The 19631-nt window shown below is 49.0% G+C and carries 22 protein-coding genes; 11 read left to right on the top strand and 11 right to left on the bottom strand.

Translation table 11 applies throughout. From position 1 onward, the window contains the following. The 9 genes from H6G00_RS00550 (at position 1) to H6G00_RS00590 (ending at position 5278) form a co-directional block, all read left to right on the top strand. Entirely contained in the window at positions 1–273 is a 273-nt protein-coding gene (locus H6G00_RS00550) for a hypothetical protein (RefSeq protein ID WP_190795147.1), read from the top strand. Positions 274–300: 27 nt separating this feature from the next. Beyond that, positions 301–558 (top strand): hypothetical protein, encoded by a 258-nt coding sequence (locus tag H6G00_RS00555; RefSeq protein ID WP_190795148.1) that lies wholly within the window; start codon positions 301–303, stop codon positions 556–558. Then, positions 555–782 carry a hypothetical protein gene (locus H6G00_RS00560; protein ID WP_190795149.1) on the top strand — a complete coding sequence of 76 codons (228 nt, stop codon included), beginning with the start codon at positions 555–557 and terminating at the stop codon, positions 780–782. Before H6G00_RS00555 ends, H6G00_RS00560 begins: the two co-directional genes overlap by 4 nt. 74 nt (positions 783–856) lie before the next feature. After that, positions 857–1363 carry a hypothetical protein gene (locus H6G00_RS00565; RefSeq protein ID WP_190795150.1) on the top strand — a complete coding sequence of 169 codons (507 nt, stop codon included), beginning with the start codon at positions 857–859 and terminating at the stop codon, positions 1361–1363. A 4-nt stretch (positions 1364–1367) separates the two neighbouring features. Continuing rightward, on the top strand, positions 1368–1514 hold the full coding sequence (locus tag H6G00_RS00570; protein ID WP_190795151.1) for a hypothetical protein: 147 nt from the start codon (positions 1368–1370) through the stop codon (positions 1512–1514). Further along, positions 1507–2259 (top strand): hypothetical protein, encoded by a 753-nt coding sequence (locus tag H6G00_RS00575; protein ID WP_190795152.1) that lies wholly within the window; start codon positions 1507–1509, stop codon positions 2257–2259. Before H6G00_RS00570 ends, H6G00_RS00575 begins: the two co-directional genes overlap by 8 nt. A 61-nt stretch (positions 2260–2320) precedes the next feature. Next, positions 2321–4162 carry a hypothetical protein gene (locus H6G00_RS00580; RefSeq protein ID WP_190795153.1) on the top strand — a complete coding sequence of 614 codons (1842 nt, stop codon included), beginning with the start codon at positions 2321–2323 and terminating at the stop codon, positions 4160–4162. 430 nt (positions 4163–4592) lie between these two features. Beyond that, complete coding sequence (locus H6G00_RS00585) at positions 4593–4826, top strand: hypothetical protein (protein WP_190795154.1); 234 nt, start codon at positions 4593–4595, stop codon at positions 4824–4826. A gap of 137 nt (positions 4827–4963) precedes the next feature. Next, positions 4964–5278 (top strand): hypothetical protein, encoded by a 315-nt coding sequence (locus H6G00_RS00590; RefSeq protein ID WP_190795155.1) that lies wholly within the window; start codon positions 4964–4966, stop codon positions 5276–5278. Positions 5279–5381: 103 nt separating this feature from the next. On the opposite strand, the gene H6G00_RS00595 is transcribed toward H6G00_RS00590, so the two are convergent. Beyond that, positions 5382–5702 (bottom strand): hypothetical protein, encoded by a 321-nt coding sequence (locus H6G00_RS00595; RefSeq protein WP_190795156.1) that lies wholly within the window; start codon positions 5700–5702, stop codon positions 5382–5384. Between the two features lie 179 nt (positions 5703–5881). On the opposite strand from H6G00_RS00595, the gene H6G00_RS00600 reads away from it, so the two are divergent. Beyond that, positions 5882–6076: a hypothetical protein gene (locus H6G00_RS00600; protein WP_190795157.1), complete on the top strand. Its 195-nt coding sequence runs from the start codon at positions 5882–5884 to the stop codon at positions 6074–6076. 421 nt (positions 6077–6497) lie between these two features. Here the strand turns inward: H6G00_RS00600 and H6G00_RS00605 are convergent, their stop codons facing one another. Both H6G00_RS00605 and H6G00_RS00610 read right to left on the bottom strand, forming a co-directional pair. Beyond that, positions 6498–6905: a response regulator gene (locus H6G00_RS00605; protein WP_190795158.1), complete on the bottom strand. Its 408-nt coding sequence runs from the start codon at positions 6903–6905 to the stop codon at positions 6498–6500. 53 nt (positions 6906–6958) lie between these two features. Continuing rightward, positions 6959–7378, bottom strand: a complete 420-nt coding sequence (locus H6G00_RS00610; protein ID WP_190795159.1) for a response regulator — start codon at positions 7376–7378, stop codon at positions 6959–6961. A gap of 217 nt (positions 7379–7595) precedes the next feature. On the opposite strand from H6G00_RS00610, the gene H6G00_RS00615 reads away from it, so the two are divergent. Next, a complete protein-coding gene (locus H6G00_RS00615) occupies positions 7596–7814 on the top strand; it encodes a hypothetical protein (protein ID WP_190795160.1) in 219 nt (72 codons plus the stop codon). 636 nt (positions 7815–8450) lie between these two features. Here the strand turns inward: H6G00_RS00615 and H6G00_RS34550 are convergent. The 8 genes from H6G00_RS34550 to H6G00_RS00665 all read right to left on the bottom strand — a co-directional run bounded on the left by H6G00_RS34550 (position 8451) and on the right by H6G00_RS00665 (position 19528). Beyond that, positions 8451–12311: a GAF domain-containing protein gene (locus tag H6G00_RS34550; RefSeq protein ID WP_199318257.1), complete on the bottom strand. Its 3861-nt coding sequence runs from the start codon at positions 12309–12311 to the stop codon at positions 8451–8453. Between the two features lie 56 nt (positions 12312–12367). Then, positions 12368–15850 carry a PAS domain S-box protein gene (locus H6G00_RS00635; protein ID WP_190795161.1) on the bottom strand — a complete coding sequence of 1161 codons (3483 nt, stop codon included), beginning with the start codon at positions 15848–15850 and terminating at the stop codon, positions 12368–12370. Then, positions 15840–16154, bottom strand: coding sequence for a helix-turn-helix transcriptional regulator (locus H6G00_RS00640; protein WP_190795162.1), 315 nt, complete (start codon positions 16152–16154; stop codon positions 15840–15842). Before H6G00_RS00640 ends, H6G00_RS00635 begins: the two co-directional genes overlap by 11 nt. A 222-nt stretch (positions 16155–16376) precedes the next feature. Continuing rightward, positions 16377–16796, bottom strand: coding sequence for a response regulator (locus H6G00_RS00645; RefSeq protein ID WP_190795163.1), 420 nt, complete (start codon positions 16794–16796; stop codon positions 16377–16379). A gap of 55 nt (positions 16797–16851) precedes the next feature. Further along, positions 16852–17301, bottom strand: coding sequence for a response regulator (locus H6G00_RS00650; RefSeq protein WP_190795164.1), 450 nt, complete (start codon positions 17299–17301; stop codon positions 16852–16854). A 430-nt stretch (positions 17302–17731) separates the two neighbouring features. Further along, positions 17732–17869, bottom strand: coding sequence for a hypothetical protein (locus tag H6G00_RS00655; RefSeq protein ID WP_190795165.1), 138 nt, complete (start codon positions 17867–17869; stop codon positions 17732–17734). Positions 17870–18033: 164 nt separating this feature from the next. After that, a complete protein-coding gene (locus H6G00_RS00660; protein ID WP_190795166.1) occupies positions 18034–19068 on the bottom strand; it encodes a chemotaxis protein CheB in 1035 nt (344 codons plus the stop codon). A gap of 319 nt (positions 19069–19387) precedes the next feature. Further along, a complete protein-coding gene (locus H6G00_RS00665; protein ID WP_190795167.1) occupies positions 19388–19528 on the bottom strand; it encodes a hypothetical protein in 141 nt (46 codons plus the stop codon). Positions 19529–19631 lie beyond the last annotated feature (103 nt).

Here is a 19631-nt window from a genome sequence, read left to right on the forward strand (position 1 = left end):
ATGGCTCAAAAATCCCGGTCGGCTCAGTTGACAGCAACCGCTTGGGAGTACTGCCGGGTACTGGTTGAAGCGGGAGAGTATTGCTCCATTGATGATGCCGTTTCCGATCTGATCATGCAGGCAAGACGGAGTACCACTCATCCGCCGACCCCAAAAGTAATTCAACCCGCATCCATACAGCCAATTCCCATCAGTACTACCCCAGTACTCGCCAGTACTGAGCAAAAGCCAGAGAACCCTATCCAGGCTTTAGCTGAACTCAGTTTTGATTAACATCCACCCCACATGACAGGAGGTCACATGCCATCTATTCGGCTCTCAGGAGATGTAGAGGCGATCGCCCAAACGGTTTCAGAGCAGAGAGGTTTAGGCAGTACCAGAACAGCAATAGAGGCGATCGTTCGCTGTTACTGGCAGGACTACTTAGGCGGGAAGCGCCCCTCTATCGAGCCAGCAGCCCCTTCGCCAGCGGGCGGCTTTGCCGATACCGCAAGGGTCGCCCCTTCCGCTGAAACTGCATCTCCCGATTTCCGGTTCACAGAACCCATCGAGCTATGAACCAGCAACTCAAACTCATTGCCGCTCTATGCTTCCGAAACCTCAACAACCAAGCCCCAATTGAGCTATTTATCGCTGCGCTGCTGACGCTTTTAATCGGTTTAGCACTGCCTTGGGTGTTCAAGCTGCTGGCACTCACCATCTTCCCGGCGATGGTCATCGGGTCGATTTTTCTACTGATGTTGGGGCTAACCAAACTGGTTCGAGGACGGGTCAACAATTAACCAGCCGCCTCTCCACCACAGACCAACGGCTGGCAACTCCCACAAACACCAAATTCATAGGAGATGCTTTCATCATGGCTCACAAAGCAGAATTACTCGGATATCAAGGCGCTACAGGCGAGTTCTTTGACACGCTTCAGGAGCTTTACGGCATACGGCTTGAAGCTCTCAACGTAGATGAAAAGCTGCTCCTTTTAACGGGCCTCTTTGCCTATCACCTGAACAGCACCGGCGAGACGATGGAGGATGTCTGGAAGCCGGATAGTAATAGCCCTCGCTCCATCGAGATATTTGGCATTTTGAAGGGGCTTGAGGAATTCGAGCCTTTTCGTCAGTTCGCCTTTGCTGAGGCGCTGCTGAACCAGGTTAAATCGTCCTACAGGCTGCACCAGCAATTCTTGAAGCAACTCACAAAGGCAGGAGTCGAGGAAGCGTTAGCGGCTCAGGTTGCTGCAATCCTTGCATCTGGCGGCGATCGCACCGAAGCAGAGTGTGAACTGGTGAGTGAAGTCTGGGCTCAAGTTTCCCAGGTTGATGAGCGGCTCGCTAAGCGGATTGAGCAGGCAATGGGGCAGGAGTAAAGGCATGACTCACCAGTTCTACGCCCGAATTAGTGCAGGGTGTCTCGCTACAATCCTGCTCCTGATTGGGATTGCCTACGTCAAGACATCCCCAATCGGTGACTTAATCAACGATCGCCTGGAAGCGGCAAGAGAGCGGCAAGATGGCTAAATTTACAGCGAATAAACCGGGTGGTTCTACCTCTTCTAGCCCTGCTAACACGAGGGGAAAGAGTGAGTTTGATCAGCCTGAATCAAAAGGGTGGGAAGGGTTAGATGCGGCTTTAGATGCCGTGCACGATGTGCTTACCCTTCTGCCTCACATTTACCTGTGGGTGACCGGCCGGGGAGCAGCAATTTTGTACGGGATTGCCACGATCTACTTTGTGTTTGTGTCAGCTGAAGGCTACTGGCAGGTGCTCGATCCCGGTGCCCCGAGCTTTGTTCTAAAACCCTATGGCGGTGATGATGCTAATCCTTTAGACATCGTTGTTGCTGCCCTTTCCATTAGCTTCTGGTTCTCGTTCCTGTTCAGCGCTGTGATTAATGCCATTCAAGCACGGGTGTTCAGAGGCATTGCCATCAATATTGCGAAGCAGCGGCTGAGAGAGGTGGAGAGTGAGGTTCTACCCGATAAGCCTAAGAAGGCGATCGATATTGTCGGTGTCCGCTGGAAGCAATACAAACGAGCGGGGATGCTGGAGATTCGCAAGCAAGGCTTTGTGATCCTGTCCACCTATGCCGTGGACATCATCATGAGCTATCAAAACCATCCCTTCGGCTATTGGTTTGGAGTCACGATCTCCCGCCTGGTCTGGTTCATTCTGTCGGTTGTAGCGGCTGAGCTCGCAGGCTCGATGTTCTGGGATGCAGTGGAGGACTTCAATCGCACTCGCAAGACCAAGATAGCTGATTAATTGACTGTTGAACGGAGCGGGGAAACCCGCTCTTACTTAATGCTTTTAGAGACTAACGCCGATGAATTTTGAAGACTATTTACTTCAGGGGAAGATCTTAGACGCGCTGCGATATCGCGTTGGAGTTTTGCAGCGCACTGCAGAGAAAGAGCGCAGCAATTGTGATGGGGCAAGACTGGTTAGCTTAGGGGCGATCGCCATCTCCCTGCCGTTTGTGGCTCCACTGCCGGGTGTGGGAGTGATGGCTGGCATTGCTGGGTTTAGCTACCTGGGCACGGTTTGGCGAGACTTCCAGACCTCTGGCAAACTGTGCCTGCTGCCAGGGAGCCGAATCGGTGCAGGGGACATTCTGAGCCTCTTTGGACTGGCAGGGGAGGAGGTATCCCCTAGAGAGCAGCAGCTAATGCGGGTGATGGATTTTTTGCCCTATGAACAGCGGGTTGAGTATGCCGTCCTAGTTGATGATGAACCGGCGATCGCTGACTTATTGAAGCGACTGCCAGCTCAAGACAGGCTTGCAGGCTACGCTTACATGGTGCGTCGAATGGCTTTAGGTGACGTTAAAGCGCTGGACTTGGTTGAGGTGAAGGCGGCGATCGCGGCTGAACCAGCAGAGCCAACCGGTTCCGCTCCACCGACCCAGCTTCAGCCACCAAGTGCGGTTCTACCAGCCGTCGGAGCAGACAAGGAAGGCGATCTCCATTCAGTTAACCTTGCCCTCAATCCAGAAATCAATGTGCATAACCATTTAGGGCGCTACACAAACCCTCAAAAAGCTGCTTCACCGGGGCAAGCTTACAGGCAGATTGAAGCGCCTGATTTAAGCCTCTACAGCGACGTAGGCAAACGAATGGAGGCATTGCTTAAATCAATGGCTCAAAGCGGTTTTCCGCTTGGTAAATTGCTGAATCAGCCGTTTGTCTGGGCATGGGGGCGGTCGCAATCTGGCAAAACAACCATTGCCCTGCTGCTAGCACTTGCCCGTGCAGCTCTGGGTCATAGAGTTAGCTACTTCACCACGGATGATGATTACCCCAGACAAGTGAACTGGTCCCGAGTCGAGGATTCCCCAGAAGGCTATGCAGTTGCGTTAGATGAAGTGCGAGACACCATCGCCCAGTCTCCCAAAGGGTCGCTTGCTGGTCACTCCTGGCTATTTGACGAAATGTTTGCAGCAGCCGCAGAATACGACATCAAGATCCAACCGCTGCTGAAAATAGTGCTGATGAAAGGGGCAAAGTCTAAAGGCTGCGTGATTGGCATTTCCCAAGCCGATACCAGCAAGGCTCACGGGTTGAGCGGCATTGACGAAGCCTGGAGAGTGGAACGGGTATCTGTCGAAGCAATCCATGAGGAAGACGAGCTAGGACAGCGATCGCCCACTGGTCGTTACTTGGTGAGCAAGGGCAATGAGGAAGGAACGGAAGAATGGACGCTGCCAGAGTGGATGTTAACTGAATTGAATCAATGGGGTAGTCCTGATCCGGTCGTGTGGCTCCTCAATCGTTTCCCCGAATTGTGCAAAGGACAATCAGGCACCCAGCCAACGCAACATTTAGAGGCAGTTGTAGCGCGATTAGACGAGCCAGAAGATAGCGCAGATGGGTTTAGTTTCAATGCATCAGGAACCGACTTGGAAACGCTAGAAAAGCTGTTTGAAGAGGTAATCTGTGAGCCTGAACCAATCACTCAAACTACAACTGAAACCGATGAACAAATTCTGATTACATGGTTTGAAAAGCATCCCGATCAGTTCTACACGAAGCGGCAAATTGTTCAGATGAAAGTCAAAGTCTCGCAACCCGAACGATTAGAGGAACAGTTAACCAAGCTTGTAAAAGATGGCTGGTTAGAGATCGAGGAAACAGCACAGACAACAAAATTCAAATGGCTTCCCGACTGATTCAACTAGCAAAAACTGAAGGGGTGTAGACGGGTGTAGAAGGTGTAGACAACATTCTGACAAGTGCCAAAAGGGGGTGTAGACAGCCCCTTTTCTACGTCTACACCTTCTACATCTACACCTTCTACACCTTGCCCTAAAACCTTATATATCAGGGCTTCTACACCTTCTACGTCTCCTGTCTACACCCTTCTACGGTGTAGAAGGGTGTAGACAGCCCACTTCTACACTTTTTCTACACCCTTAAGAAACAAATCCCTTGCTACAAAAGTAGGAAGTTTCTATTATATAGAGCGGCTTTAGTGCAATCACAATTTCTTACAAAATCAATGAAGCTTTATACAAACTTCATTGATTCTGTTCAAAGGAAGACACTATATAGACCACTCTCTAGAGTTGAATTGAAATTGGACTATTTAGGGTAACTGTAGTGAACAGGATATCTGTTGAAATTGTTGATACAGAACTTTTTAAGTTCTCAAAACCTATATTTAACATCGGGCAGAAGGTCAAAACATCTAAAGGTTCAACTGGTTATGTTGTAGGTCTTGATTTCTACCCAGAAGCTAAAGATTGGGCATACGGAGTTTATTTTACAGATGAGAAGAACCGCTCAATCGAGGAAGATTGGTTTAGTGCTGAGCAGTTAGTTACATCTGCCTGAAACACATTAGTTTTGGTTCAGCAGGAGTTTGTGTTGCATTCTTGTTACAGAGTGTTACCCTAGGTGCAAGGTATCTTTACCTCCTTACAGTGCTCCACTGCAAACCGTTGGCTTTGAGCCTTTGTACCCTTGTAACCATGAAAGATACCTTCTTCAAACTAGCTTGCCGAATCAAGTCTTCAAATGTCACAGACAAAAGCGCTGATTTTCACGACTTAGAAACCATTAAACGCCAAGTCATAGCGCTTAATGCAGAACGAGGTCAAACTCATGAATACTTCGTTGAAAGGGTAGAACTGAGTGCTTTACGTCCCTGGGAAGTAACTGCATTAGCAGAAAGAGGGAGGATTAGCATAGAGCAGCTAGAACGGTACTCAAAGACAGATGCTTACCGCCAGCAGGCTGCTAGCCTTGAAGAATTGCTCCAGAGAGTACAAGTCAAAGGACGCTAAGCGCTATAACTGCTTAGCACAATGCCAGTTCCTATTAGCTTGGAACTGGCGTTGTGCTATTAAAGCAACTAACAAAATGTTGTAATTCGACCTTCGATAGCCTTCATCCAACCCAATATTCAATCAGCAAATTATTCGCAATCATATGATACTGATTGGCTTGAATATGATGCTCAATTGCTAATGTATACGCTTTTACTGAGTTCTTCGGATACTTGTATGCAGCATCTATTGCATCAAGCATTCCCTGTGCAGACTGCAACATCAGGTCAGCGCAGTTCTCTACCTGCTCTCTGTGTGCCTCAGTAATGCGTCCAGTTTCTCCGAGATGATTTGCGATATTCCGTACCTGTTCCCCGTGTTGTTTTGCCAGCAAAGCATGGTTTCTCGCAACTTGAAGCGTTTTATCTGAGATTTCATGCATCAGACTAATCTTGCTGGTTCAACCGATCCTTTCTAAGGTTAGCGAAAACAACCACAGGCAGTTAGAGGGCGTTAAAGACTGTGACCAACCCCCTTTTCTACAGCTATGCCTTAAGGGACAACTCTTGCCCGTTGTAGGTTGTTGTAATTTTCAAGAAGGCTTGGAAAGAAGCATGACAAATGAACAGTTCCCAAGATCACTATGAAGCCCTACTAGCCAAACAAGATGCAACCCTACAGGAAATAGAGGATCTAGTTAAATACGTAGCTAACTTGATCAATTATCTTGAATTTTTGCTGGAGCTAGAGAACTCAGCTAAAACCCCTGTTATTGAAGTAGACAGTCCCTACTCCCCAAAATCTAAAGAGCATTAGTAGCCTTGCTAACAGCCATCTCCATCACGGCTTGTAGAAAAAACTCCCAATCAGAGGTGAAGCTGAATCGGGAGCCTATTGTTTTTGTTTCTAAAGTTATGTTTACAGATTTTGTTGCAACTGCAAACCCAGTGCACACACCTGAAACTGTTAAAGTTCGATCGCCTGGAGTACTTGCCGTTTCTTGCACATTTCTTTGTCGCTCACCTCTAGACCACATCCCCTAAAAGACATAGAAAATGTAAAGAAAACCTTAAGGACGGAAAAAGCTTCTCATATAACTTATACTATCTTTACGGATGACGAAGTTTCTTCGCTGTTGTTCAAACGGGGTTAGCTTTTATAAAAACCCTGACTATAGATTGCTATAAATACTTAGTGCAGTGCCAGTTCCGACCTAATAGGGGCTGGCATTGTGCTATCAGATCCTGCTAGCAGTTATCGCCAACATAGCTTGTAATAACTCATCTTGATCAACAGGCTTAGATAAATGCTCCTGAAACCCTGCTTCAAGCGCTTGCGCTCGATCTGATTCTCTGACATTTGCTGTTAGTGCGATCGCGGGTATCTGCCCCCCTTGCTCAACCGGCAGCGCTCTAATTCGGCGGATTAACATGCAACCATCTTCGTCAGGCATTCTCACATCACTCACTAGAATGTCTGGTCGCCACTCTAGAACTGCTTGAAATGCGTCACCCGCTGAGCTAACGGCTGCTACTTCTGCACCGTAAGTCTCAAACAGGAAAGCGAGAAATTGGAGAGTGTCACCATCATCATCTACAACCAACACCTTGAGACCATCTAGCCTGAAATCACCATCTGGAGACATGGATCAGGAACCTTGACAAAATTTGATATTCTCACAAAAGGCTCCTCTTTCCGTCATTTTCGCTCAACAAGCTTAAGAATCTGCTGAACTAACTCATTCGGGTCTAGTGGCTTGGACATAAAACGCTGAAAGCCCGCTTTTAATGCGTTCTCAGCATCAACTTCCCTCGTATAGGACGTTAGAGCGATGGCTGGAAGCTCACCCCAAGTGCCCTCCAGATGCCTGATCTGTTCAATCAGCCAACGTCCATCCTCTTGGGGAAGCCTGACATTGCTGACCAAGATGTCTGGTCGCCGCTGTCCTAATTCTCCTAGAGCTTCAAGGGCAGATTTAGCAATGATAACCTCAGCTCCGGACTCTTCAAGAATGAACGTAAAAAGCTCAGCAATATCAGGCTCATCCTCAACGAGAAGCACTGTCAGCCCTGCCAAAGGCGCTAGAGAGGGAGAAGGCTTGTTTTCTGTGTTTTGCATAGCCGTAGTGGAGAACACAATTGCCTTCATCAAGGCTGATCAGGCGGCTTTTATGTTCTCTCGTAAGACAGGAATGTACTCCAGGGGGTGAACTACTGGAAAAGACTCTACCCAAAGGTGTAAGCCTTTGGATGATGCAGTACTTAGATTAAGGACGAAAGCCTATCTACTACTCACTCTGAGGACTGAGTAGCAGCCAAGACTAAAAAGCAATCGTATGACGGATGGAACTACAAATAGAGAGCCAGAACCCGAAAACCAAGTTTCCTATCATGGGTATCTTTTGAAAGCTACTCAAAACCGAGAAACAAAAGTCTGGACGGTTAGCTACAACCTGGAGGGCAATCCCCCCTTCAACTCCAAAATCAAGTGGCAAAACCCCAAAGAAGCGCTTGATCACGGCAAGAAAATGATTGACTTTTTGCTGGGGAAGTGAAGTAAAAAGACTTACTAGGGGCAAAGGTAGCGAAGCTGCATCCAAGCGCCACGCAACGCTTGAAACGCATACTGCGACGGGACTTCAGAAAAATTTTTGTCGTTTCGCTAAAACATCCCGAAAAACAACCATTTACGGGCAAGTTTTTATATAAAAAAGGCGTGAAAGGCTGATTCTACCGTTAAATCTCCAAGCAACTCAGCTATCATTTATGGGCAAGTTTCAAAATTCTAGACTTTTTTGCTGGACTCATTGCTACTAAAGCATCTCAGCGATCGCGTGGCGCTTAGATGCAGCTTCGCTACCTTTACGCCTACAACGGGCAAGAGTTGTACCTTAAGGAATAGCTGTAAAAAAGGGCTGGCTCTTCTACCAGGGGTCGTTTTATGAATAGATGCCGTTGGCAGATGTACTACAAGTAAGATTACGCAAATACGACAGACTCTGAAATGCCTGCTATTTCATTGCTCATAAAGCTTGTAACACATCTGTACAAGCATTCGTAACACTTTCACCAACAACATCCATTAATAAAAGACCCCATTTATCCCATCAGTACATTCTGGTGCAGCGCCTAGTGAGGCAGGCTGAATAAGGCGTAAAGGTAGAGGTGCGATGTAGTAGAAAGCTTTCTGCTCAACACTTAGGGTCCCTGAGTAAACTTGCGATCGCCCTTATCAATACTTCTGGTTCCACTGGTTTTGACACATGCTGTTGAAATCCAGCTTGCAGTGCCTGTTGCTGGTTGAAGTCCCCAGCATAGGCAGTGAGGGCAATCGCTGGAACTTGTCCGCCCTGATCTGGCGGCAACGCTCTCACCTGTTGCATCAGCATGTAGCCATCTACTTCTGGCATCCCGATGTCACTAATTATCACATCCGGCTTCGATTGAATTGACGTTATCAATGCTTCATGGGCAGACGTTGCTGTCATCACATTTGCTCCAGCTTGCTCTAACACAAAAGCAATAAACTCCCGTGAATCGGGTTCATCGTCCACCACTAATACTTGAACACCGTTCAAATTAGAAGATGACTCTGACGATCGACCATTCTGATGAGGGATTGTCTGTAAAGGCATGAGTGGAAGTCTGATGGTGAAGGTTGCACCTATTCCCACTCCTAAACTTTCAACTCTGACCGTACCCCCGTGCAATTCGACCAAGTGCCGTACAATCGCTAGCCCTAACCCCAATCCACCAAACTTCCGCGTAGTTGCAGCGTTAGCTTGACGAAAGTGGTCAAACACATAGGGCAGAAATTCAGGCTCGATTCCCTGCCCGGTATCACTCACTGTAATCTGGGCATGGGAGCCAAGACTTTCTAATCGGATGTTTACCTGACCTCCGTTGGGCGTGAACTTCACCGCATTTGAGAGGAGATTCCAGATCACTTGTTGCAACCGAGTGGAATCACCCAAAACCAGACCCACATCTGGTGGAAGGCTTGCTTCTACTTGAATTGATTTGGCTTCTGCTGCTAGCCGTACTGTTTCCATTGCTGCCTGAATGATAGAAACAAGATTAACGGCAGCTACGTTAAGGCTAAGTTTACCGCGCAGAATCCGGGCTACATCTAAAAGGTCTTCAATCAGTTCAGATTGTAGCCTGGCGTTGCGTTGAATCGTTGTTAGCGCTTGGGCGGTCTTAGCTTCATCTAGTTTTTTACCCAGAAGTAAAGTGGACCAACCCAGAATCGGATTGAGGGGCGATCGCAACTCATGGGACAACACTGCCAGAAATTCATCTTTGATCCGGTTAGCGTTCTCGGCAGATTCTCGCGCGGTTTGTTCTCGCTGTAGGAGTTGCTCGCGCTCAGCTTGGGCACGTCTGAATTCTTCAATGTCCGTGCTGGTACCAAACCACTGCACAATTTGTCCCTGTTCGTCACGAATGGCGATCGCGCGGGAGAGAAACCAACGGTAGGTATGATCAGCCTGGTATTTCAGGCGAAATTCAGCTTGATACGGCAGCCCCGTGGCAAGCGCGGTACTCCACAGTTGCCCTGTTGCTTCAAAATCATCCGGGTGAATCACTTGAATTGCATAGTGAATGTCCTGAGTCTGCTCCAGTGTCAGCCCGGTGTAAGTTGTCCATTGCTGGTTCACATATTGCGTGTTTCCTTGAGCATCGGTAATCCAAACTTGTTGCGGCATTGCGTCCGCCAATCGGCGAAATTGCGCTTCTCGTTGCACAATTGTGGCTTCAGCCTGTTTGCGATCGGTAATGTCGGCATTCACCCCAACGAATCGTAGCGGTGAACCGTCGGCAGCAAGTTCAAACTGTCCGTTGACTTCGAGCCAGCGCGTTATACCGTCCTTGCAACAAATCCGGTAACTTGCTTGAAACAAACTGCCCGTTTGCATCGCTTCTGTCAGTTTGGCTGTGAGAGCTTCGGCATCGTCTGGATGCAGGTAGTTCTCGAAAAATTCTTGAGCAGAAACTGAACCATCGGCGGGCGTGAGTCCGAACAGTTCGTACTGTCTCTCGTTCTCCCAGATCGTGATATCCTCTGGCACTTTCCACTCGAATATTCCTAATTGTGCTGCTGCAGTGGCGATGGATAGGCGTTGTTCACGCTCACGCAAGGCGGCTTCAGCACGAGCGCGTTCAACTGCCGCCCAAGTGCGCTCGGCGACTTCTTCTGCCAGTGCCACCTCATCCGCTGTCCAAGTTCGCGCGCTAGACGCATGAACTGCCAATCCAGCAACGAACTCGCCCTCCTTGATGAGCGGGATGCCAATATAAGCACCAATCTGGATCGTGGTGTAGGCTGCTCGCTGAGTTGGAGACAGGTTGAGATCGGCTGCTACATCGGGTACAGTCACAGTACAACCACTGCGGTACGCCGCGAGCAGCTTTGGTCCGAACGCATCAATCGGGTAACTACCAGCGAGTGCCTCAGATCCATTGACGTAATCACGCTCAACCACGTAATCAGCGCCGCGAACCTCAAAGTACGCTACGCGGTTCGCACCGAGATATTTGCCCAGCACACGACTAGCTGTCGCTTGAATCTCCACCGGGTCAGCAAGCGGGCGGAGTGCGTCGGCAAGAGAGACGCGGAAAGCATCGAGTTCAGCGGTGCGGCGCAAAATTTCTTCTGTCCGTTTGCGCTCGGTGATGTTGTTGAAAACGAGGGCGACGCGGCGGCTTTCAGCATCGCCAACCCGTGAGGCATGAACATCGAACCAACGGTTCATTGGTTTGGAATAGTTCTCAAAGTGCATGGCTTCGCCTGTCAGCGCCACCTTGCCGTACACTTCAAACCAGAAGGCTTCAAGTTCAGGTACAAGCTCACGCGCCGTTTTGCCCAGCGCGTCTTTAGGCAATCCGGTTAACCTAAAGAACGCTGGATTCATTTGCACGAAACGGTAATCAACTGGTGTTCCCTCGACATTGAGGATCATTTCCACAATGCAAAAGCCCTCGTCGATCGACTCAAACAACGTGCGGTATTTTTCTTCGGATTCACGTAGAGCCACTTCGGTTCGTTGACGCTCTAGCTCAGTAACAATCCGCTCAGCAAAAATTGTCAGCAACGATTCTGCAAGCTGCACATGCTCTAACGGTTCACCATCCATTACCCCTAACAATCCTAAAGGGGTGCCGTTAGCGTCAAAGAAGGGAACCGCTATATAGCTTTCAACCGAGAGCGGCTTGAGCAGAGGCGCATGGGGAAAGTAAGCCTGCACATTGCGCGGGTAGCAGCAAATTTTGCGCTGCTCAATTGCTTGCCAGCAGGGTGTATCTTGCAACGGATAGGTCAGACTCTCGACGATTTGACCATGAGCGCAGGTGGCGATCGTCCTCATTCGTTTCGGGTCATCACCTTCGATTAAGCCAATGTAGACATAATCAGTGTTTAAAACTTTGGCAAAATGCTGGATCAGTGCATCGAAAAAAGCGTCACCTGTGACCGAGGACACCCCTTGAGTAACCTCTAGCAGCGCGGCATCAACCTGAGCAATTCGATGAGCCGCCAATCTCAGTTCCAGTTCATCGACTACCATCGCGGCTAAGTCAACCAGGGTAGCTTGCTGATCTGTCGTTAATGGATCACGGGGCTGACTGTCGAGCAGACACAACGTTCCTAGATTGAAGCCGTCCTGACTAAGCAGAGGCGCACCGGCATAGAACCGCACCCCTGGTTCACTTTGCACAAAAGGATTGCAGGCAAAACGATCATCGAGTCGAGCATCGGGGATAATCAGCGGCTCGTCGGTTAATACTGCAAAGCTGCAAAGCGTGTCGTCACGCGGCACTTCACTTGCCCCGAAACCAACGCAGGACTTAAACCACGCTCTCGATTCATCAACTAGCGAAATGAGCGCAATCGGCATGTCAAACAGCTTCGCTGCCAAGCGGGTAATGCGATCAAACGCGGCTTCATGCGGCGTATCCAGAATCTTGTATCGCCGCAGTGCTGCCAATCGTTCCGTTTCATTGGCGGGTAAGCGAGCCAAAGGTAATGGAGATTTAGGTGATGCTTCAGTCACGGTTTATTAAGCAAGAGGGGCTAAGAGGTTGCAATGGAGGCAGAACAGCATCAGCCTTATCCAGTTTCTTTTGTTGATAATGTGTGAGTCATTCTTAGTGACATGATGGTTCTAATTAATTTCTCTGGCTCGACAGGCTTAGCGATATGTTGTTGAAATCCGGCTGAGATCGCTTGCTGATAATCAAGTTCCCCGGCGTAGGCAGTGAGGGCGATCGCTGGAGTTTGCCCTCCCAGTTCAGAAGAAAGGGTTCTGACCCGTTGGAGTAGCATATAGCCGTCCATCCCAGGCATCCCAATATCGCTCAACAGAACGTCGGGTTTAAGCTGAGGCAAAACAGTAAGAACCTCACCCGCTGAGGCAGCGGCTGTTACGCTTGCTCCAGCCTGCTCTAGCAAGAAGGCAACAAACTCTCGCGTATCAGTATCATCGTCAACTACTAAAACCTTAATGCCGTTTAACTCCAAGGACTGCTCAATCAGATCGCTATCCTGGTTGCCTAGTGATTGGGATAGCATAATCGGCAGCTTAACGGTAAAGGTTGCACCCTGTCCTTCACCAGCGCTATCCGCCTCAACCGTTCCTCCATGCAATTCGACTAAGTGATGCACGATTGCAAGTCCTAGCCCTAATCCCCCAAACTGGCGAGTAGTGGCGCTATCCGCTTGACGGAAGTAGTCAAACACATAGGGCAAAAAGTTAGGGGAAATGCCTTTGCCTGTGTCACGGACAATGATTTGAGCATAAGCGCCGAGGCGTTGTAACTCAATCTCGACCCGTCCCTCTAGGGGCGTGAACTTAACTGCATTTGAGAGCAAATTCCAGATCACTTGCTGCAACCGAGACGCATCTCCTAAGACCTGCCCAACATCTGGTGCAAAAGCTGTCCGTATCTCAATAGATTTAGTTTCTGCTGCCAACCGGATGGTTTCCATTGCAGCTTGAATCGTCGCAGTTAGATCTACTGAACCCACGTTGAGACTGAGCTTACCGCTTAGAATGCGGGAGATATCGAGTAAGTCTTCAATCAGCTCAGACTGCAATTTGGCATTGCGTTCAATCACTTCCAGCGCTTTTGTTGTCTTAGCCGCATCCAGTTTTTTCGTTTGCAGCAACCTGGACCAACCCAGAATTGGGTTTAGGGGCGACCGCAACTCGTGGGACAGTACTGCCAGGAATTCATCTTTGACTCGATTGGCAGTCTCTGCTGCTTCTCGCGCTGCCCGTTCGCGTTCTAGCAAGTTTTCGCGCTCCTGGTTCGCTTGCTTGCGCTCAGTAATGTTTTCAACAAAGAGGATAATGCCGCCAATGTCTCCTCTACTGTCATACCAAGGAAGAACTTCCCAATGTAACCAGTGACTTGAACCATCCGCCCGAACATAATAATCCTCCTCACAGCGCTCCGTCGCCCCAGCTAGACACCGTTGATGAACCTCTCGCCAACGGTCAGGAGTATCACTCATCACCTCGTAGTGAGATAACCCCTTGAGATCGCCATAAGTTGGAGCATATTCCTGCATCCACTGGCGACTGGCAAAGAGATAGCGCATCTCTTTGTCCAGCATCACTACAGCCGTGGGAGTGTGTTCAATGAAGCGTTGCAGCGTTTGATTGGCAGACTGCACGCGGGCGAATAGATGTTCTCGTTCTTGCTCTGTCTGTTTGCGCTCGGTGATGTCCTGTACGACGCCTAGCATTCCGACCACATGCCCTGAAGTTCCATACTGAGCACGTCCCTTCGCGGCAACCCATCGTTCGCTTCCACCCGGCTGAATCACTCGATACTCAATGTCATAGTCACTCTGCTGGGCGATCGCCTGCTCAACTTGTAAGCGTGCCTGCTCTTGATCGTCTTCATGCAATAGAGTTTGAATCTGCCCCCAAGTCAGATGCGGACCAGGTGGAACGCCAAAGATGGTAGCGGCTTGATCTGAAAACGTCACAAGGTCTGTTGCCGCATCCCAACTCCAATCCCCAAGTTTTGACGCTGCTAATGCCACGCTTAATCGTTCAGCACTATTGCGTAGCGCTGCCTCTGTTCGCTTGCGAGCGCTAATGTCAAGCAGGGAAACCAACACCCGGTCATAGGGTTCTGCCTTAGGTGGGAAAGTAATTGTCACCCAAACATCAAAGCGCTCTCCCTGCAGTGTTTGCAGCACCGTCTCTGTTGCAAGAAAGGGAGCTTCAGTCGCAATTGCCAAAAGCTCTCGGGTAAATGCTTCCTGAGTTTCAGGGACGAAAATTTGCTCCAGAGAACTCAACAATTCTGCCTTGTCTTGAGCCCCAAACATCCGCAGCGATGCTTGATTCACATCCCGCAGATGTACCTTGCTTGCTGCCTGTTGTACAAATTCGGGATGCTCCACAAAGTATTGATGAAAGTCCTCAACACCTGCTGCTTTGAGTTGGTCGATTGCTGCTTTGACCTGGGAGAAATCTTCTTCCCAAATCGAAACACTCACCGTCTCAAAAATATGGCGGTATCGCTGTTCTTGAGCGGCTAACGCGACTTCTGCTTGCTTACGATCTGTAATGTCAAGTGCGGTGCCGAGGAACCCGACAGGATGCCGAGCCTCACCCTCGCCCTCGAATTGTGCTTGTCCATTAGCTGACACCCACCGTTCGGTTCCGTCGTCCCAGACAATACGATAGTCGATATCGTAGGTACCTGATGACCGAGGATTCAAGGCTGCACCAACAGCGGCTGCTACACGCTCTTGATCGTCCGGGTGAATGCGCTCAATCACCTTGGGAAGGGGAATCGTGACAGCATCCTCTGGCTCACCCCAAATCTGGCGCATTCGCTCATCTAGTTCAACCAAGTTTGTGTTTGGGTCACAGTGCCACGTACCCAGTTGTCCTACCTTAATCGCGAGCCGTGCCTGGGCTTCGCTTACTCTCAGTACGGCTTCTGCCTGCCTGCGTTGGGCTTCATTACGTTTCTGCTCGATGATCGTGGCTTCAGCAATTTGACGAGTACAACTGCTTTGGAGTGCGGCAGTAGTAAAGTCGGCAAGGCTGCTCATCAGGCGCACATCTTCTGCATCAAAGTGCCGCTCCTCATCATGAGACACAATCCAGATCGTGCCTAACGAGCGATCCTCAGCTAACAAGGGAACGACTAACCCTTCAACAATTGCGGGTTGTGCTTGCTGCAAGTAGGTAAAGTATCGCTCTGGATAGAAATAAAGCTGAGGTGTTCCTCGCTCCAGGCAAACTCCACAGGGACTACAGTTAACTGGAGTTGCCTCCCCCTGGTATTGGTTCAACGCTCCGGCTAAAGCCACCCAGCGAAAGACCTCTTCTCCGCTCGCAGTCACTTCTAGCAAACTGACTCCAGCGGTTCCACCTTGACAGAGGTCTTTCGCAAGTGTCACCAGCTCGTTGAGGATGGTTTGTGATGATTGAGCCAGGTGGCGTGCGAGGGTACGAAGCGCCTTATTCTCAGCTTCTAAAGCAGGAGCTCTGGATGTTCGCCGAAGCAATTCTTCTGTAATGAGAACGCGCTCCAACTCAACTGGGTCAGCCTCACACCTCATGGTTTTGCGTCCTTACTGGAAAGTACTGCTGGAGAAGTAATTGGCTGTATTCTTGCTTCTCACCAGATGAGGAACGGTGTATCTCTTCTAAAAGAGCTTTGATTTGTTTGAGTGCAAGTAGGGAAGGTTGAACATGACCGTTTTCCCAGCGATTAATCGTGCTGTAAGCAACGCCCAATAGGGCAGCAAATTGTTCTTGGCTCAATGCAGTTAGTTGCCGAAGTTCCCGAACGAGCTTGCCAGACGCTGGTTGTTTCAGTGCAATCCTTGTTTGAGATGGAGAACTTTGAGGTGGAATCTGCATGAGCATGGGTGCGATATAGCATCTGCTACACCTAATTTAGTAGGAATTAAATGTAGCACCTCATCTATCTTGAGATATAACTCCACTGCACGAATTGATTAGTGATTGTGCCGGTAAAGTTGGGAAGAACCTAAAAAGCACGTTAAGTGACAACTGTCCTGGAACTGTCTAATTCAACTCCAAGCCCTGTTGTTGAATTAGACAGTTCCTACTCTCCAAAGTCTAAAGAGCCTCAGTAGCCTTGTTAGCAGTTAGCGCCAACACAGCTTGTAATAACTCATCCTGCTCAACAGGCTTAGCCAAATGCTGCTGGAATCCTGCTGCAAGCGCTTGTAACTGATCTGATTCTTTGGCGTTAGCTGTTAGTGCGATCGCAGGCACCTGCCCTCCTTGCTCAACCGTCAATCCTCTAATTCGGCGGATTAACATGTAACCATCTACGTCAGGCATACTCACATTACTGACTAGAATGTCTGGTCGCCACTCCAGAACTGCCTGGAATGCGTAATCAGCAGAGCTAACTGCTGCTACCTCTGCACTATAAGTCTCGAATAGGAAAGCGAGAAATTGGAGATTGTCAACATCATCATCTACGACCAGCACCTTCAAACTGTCCAGACTGAAATCAGCATCGAGGGACATGGATCAGGAACCTTGACGGAATTTGTAGGAGAATTTGATATTCCCACAAATTCCGTCATTGTCGCCCAGTAAGCTTAAGTACCTCTTGAACCAACTCATCTGGGTCTAGCGGCTTGGACAAAAAGTGATGAAATCCGGCTCTCAACGCTCCTTGGGCATCAACTTCTCCAAGGTAGGAAGTTACACCGATAGCTGGGAGTTCGCGCCATGCTTCCTCTAGCTGCCTAATTCGCTCAATCAACCAGCTTCCGTCCTCATCAGGTAGCCTAACGTTGCTGACCAAAACGTCTGGTTGCCGCTGTTCCAACTGATTTAGTGCTTCAGTAGCAGAACCGGCTAGGATGATTCTGGCTCCGTTCCCCTCAAGAATGAACGTGAGCAGTTCTGCCAGTCCAGGCTCATTCTCGACCAAAAGCACTGTTAGTCCTGATAACAAAGACTTTTGAAAAGAAAGCTCATCTTCTATGTTTCGCATGGTCGTAGCAGAGAACACAATTTCTTCCATCAAGGCTTATAGGGAAGTTTTCGCGTTTCTTCCATTCGGGGGAAAACGCAAAATGTTGGGGTAGAGATTGTGCTTAGACGCAGAGAGCGATCGCCCCTACTCGGCATCCACCGTAGTAAAAGTTAGGCACTACAACGATCTAGCCTCCCGGATATTGGAAGGATGCCCACCTGCAATTCTGGCAGATGTAACCTTCCGCTTGAGTTCCGAGCAAGTTCCACCGTCCCACGAGCCGAACCTGATTCTTCACTATTCCAATCTTCCGATCTCCGGGATACCAAATGACGTTGTTAGGGAGAGTAAAATGCCCTCTCTCCATCTCTGTGTTACATTTTGGGCATTTCATAGTAACGATGCTGAAACAGCCTAACAGCTATTGTATAAAACTTAGCTCAGTTGAAGCGATCGCCCCTACTCCTCAACCCAAATATCAGCGTGTGGATTCCCCTCGCTGTCGTACCAGATGCCCTGGGCTCTTAAAGTACTGGATGCCAGCGTAGGGAATGCCCAGCATTAGGACAGCGGCGATCGTACAGGGGATTAAAACTCGTTTTAATCGAATATCCATAGCAAAGGCACCTTAACGATGTGGTCAGGGTGCCCAGATGGAGAGGGGCGATCGCGTGGCACTTAAATGCAGCTTCGCTACCCCTTTACGACACAAAGGCTTGTAATCCCCAGGCTATCAGTCATCTGGCTCTTTTCGCTCACGAGATCTCCGTGAGATTCTCGTCATTTATGAAAAGACGCACCATCGCTACTGAGCTTTTCTTCACTGAGAATTTCGTTGCTTCTTATCGCCTGCCTGACTAACTCAGCTCGCTTGCTAGCTTCCTGCAATTTTTGCCGCAAAAGTTCTGCTGTACCACTATCGTTTGCTTCATAAAGATGCTCAGCAAGATAGTTCATCAATAATTCACTCTCCTCAATCCCGCGCAGCGTACTCCAAAGTGATGCCTCAATCGACTCTGTCACTTCTGTAAGCAGCGCGTTTAGGGAATAAGCGTGCCCTGTATGGCAACGAAAGCGGATTAAGTCTCCGTCTTTAAGTTGTAGAAGAACCCCGTGACATTCAGGACAGGTATAGGGCGAAAGTTTCCCTAGCTTCATGATGCCTGACCTAAAGGCATTGTCTTCTCCTGCAATCGCGACCTCAAGTTTCATCTGTTCAGACATTGGCATTTCCTCTTTCTCTTGGGTAACCTCGTTGCTGAGGCGACCTAATAAAGCTCCCATCTCTTTAATTGGAACGCAGTAATCGACTGGTACTGCTTTCATTGCCTGAATTGGCATCGAGGGGTGAAGTGCATCAACTGGGTCTTGAACAACGGCTCTTCCACCTCGCTCCTTCACTGCATATAATCCAGATGCTCCATCATTGAGAAGTCCAGTCAGAACAACCCCTATAACCTGCGATCCATAAGCTAGAGCAGCGGAGCGGAACAAGACATCGACGGAGGGACGAAAGCGGTTTTCCTTAGGTCCTTTGGTTACCCGAACTTGACCGAGTTCAATGAGTAAGTGGTGATCAGAGGGAGCAACATAAATCCGTCCCGGTTGGATTGTCTCGTTATTAATTGCTTGTGCCACAGGCAGGGAGCTTACCCGCTCTAGGATTTGAGGCAATTTGTTTGTGGATTCTGAAGCTATATGCCAGACGATAAAGATTGCTGCCGACAGGTTAGAGGGTAAATGAGCTACCAACTGTTTCAGCGCTTCCATCCCACCCGCTGAAGTTCCAATGACGACAATACTGTGCTTTGACACTTAATGTTCCTTGGCTAGACAGTTGAACTTGGAAAAGCTCAGTACTTCACCAAAGTAAGGCATGGCTATAAACTCAACTTTAGTCCTCATCGGCAGATCCTTCAACCGTTGCAGCCGCTTAGTGGCTGCGCTGAAATCGCTGTAAAGGTAGGCAGGTTATGAAACTACAAGCAGAAAATTTTATGAAGATGTAGGTAATGCTTAATACGGCAAAACCGCGATCGCCCGCTGCTTATCACCCTCAGACGATGTTGTTGGCGAAAGTGTTATAAATATCTCTACAAGAATGTTACAAGCCTTGTGGGCAATGAAATAGCAGTCATTTCGGCGGGTAATGCGTCGTTGCTAATTTCGCCTGACGAACTGCTTGAATCAGCCAGCCACCATCGGGATCGGGTAATCTTGCACTAGCAGTCAACCCTATCTCAATTTCTGACTGCAACCTTAAGGTTGCAGTCACTCATACTCCACTGCCGCGATCGGATAACCCAACAATACAAGCGAGGGCGCGTAACCTATACTGAGCAAGATGTTGCTGATGGCTCAAACCCAGAGCCTGGGAA

Origin of the sequence: Leptolyngbya sp. FACHB-541, assembly GCF_014695875.1 — a bacterium.
GTDB lineage: Bacteria > Cyanobacteriota > Cyanobacteriia > Elainellales > Elainellaceae > JAAUTN01.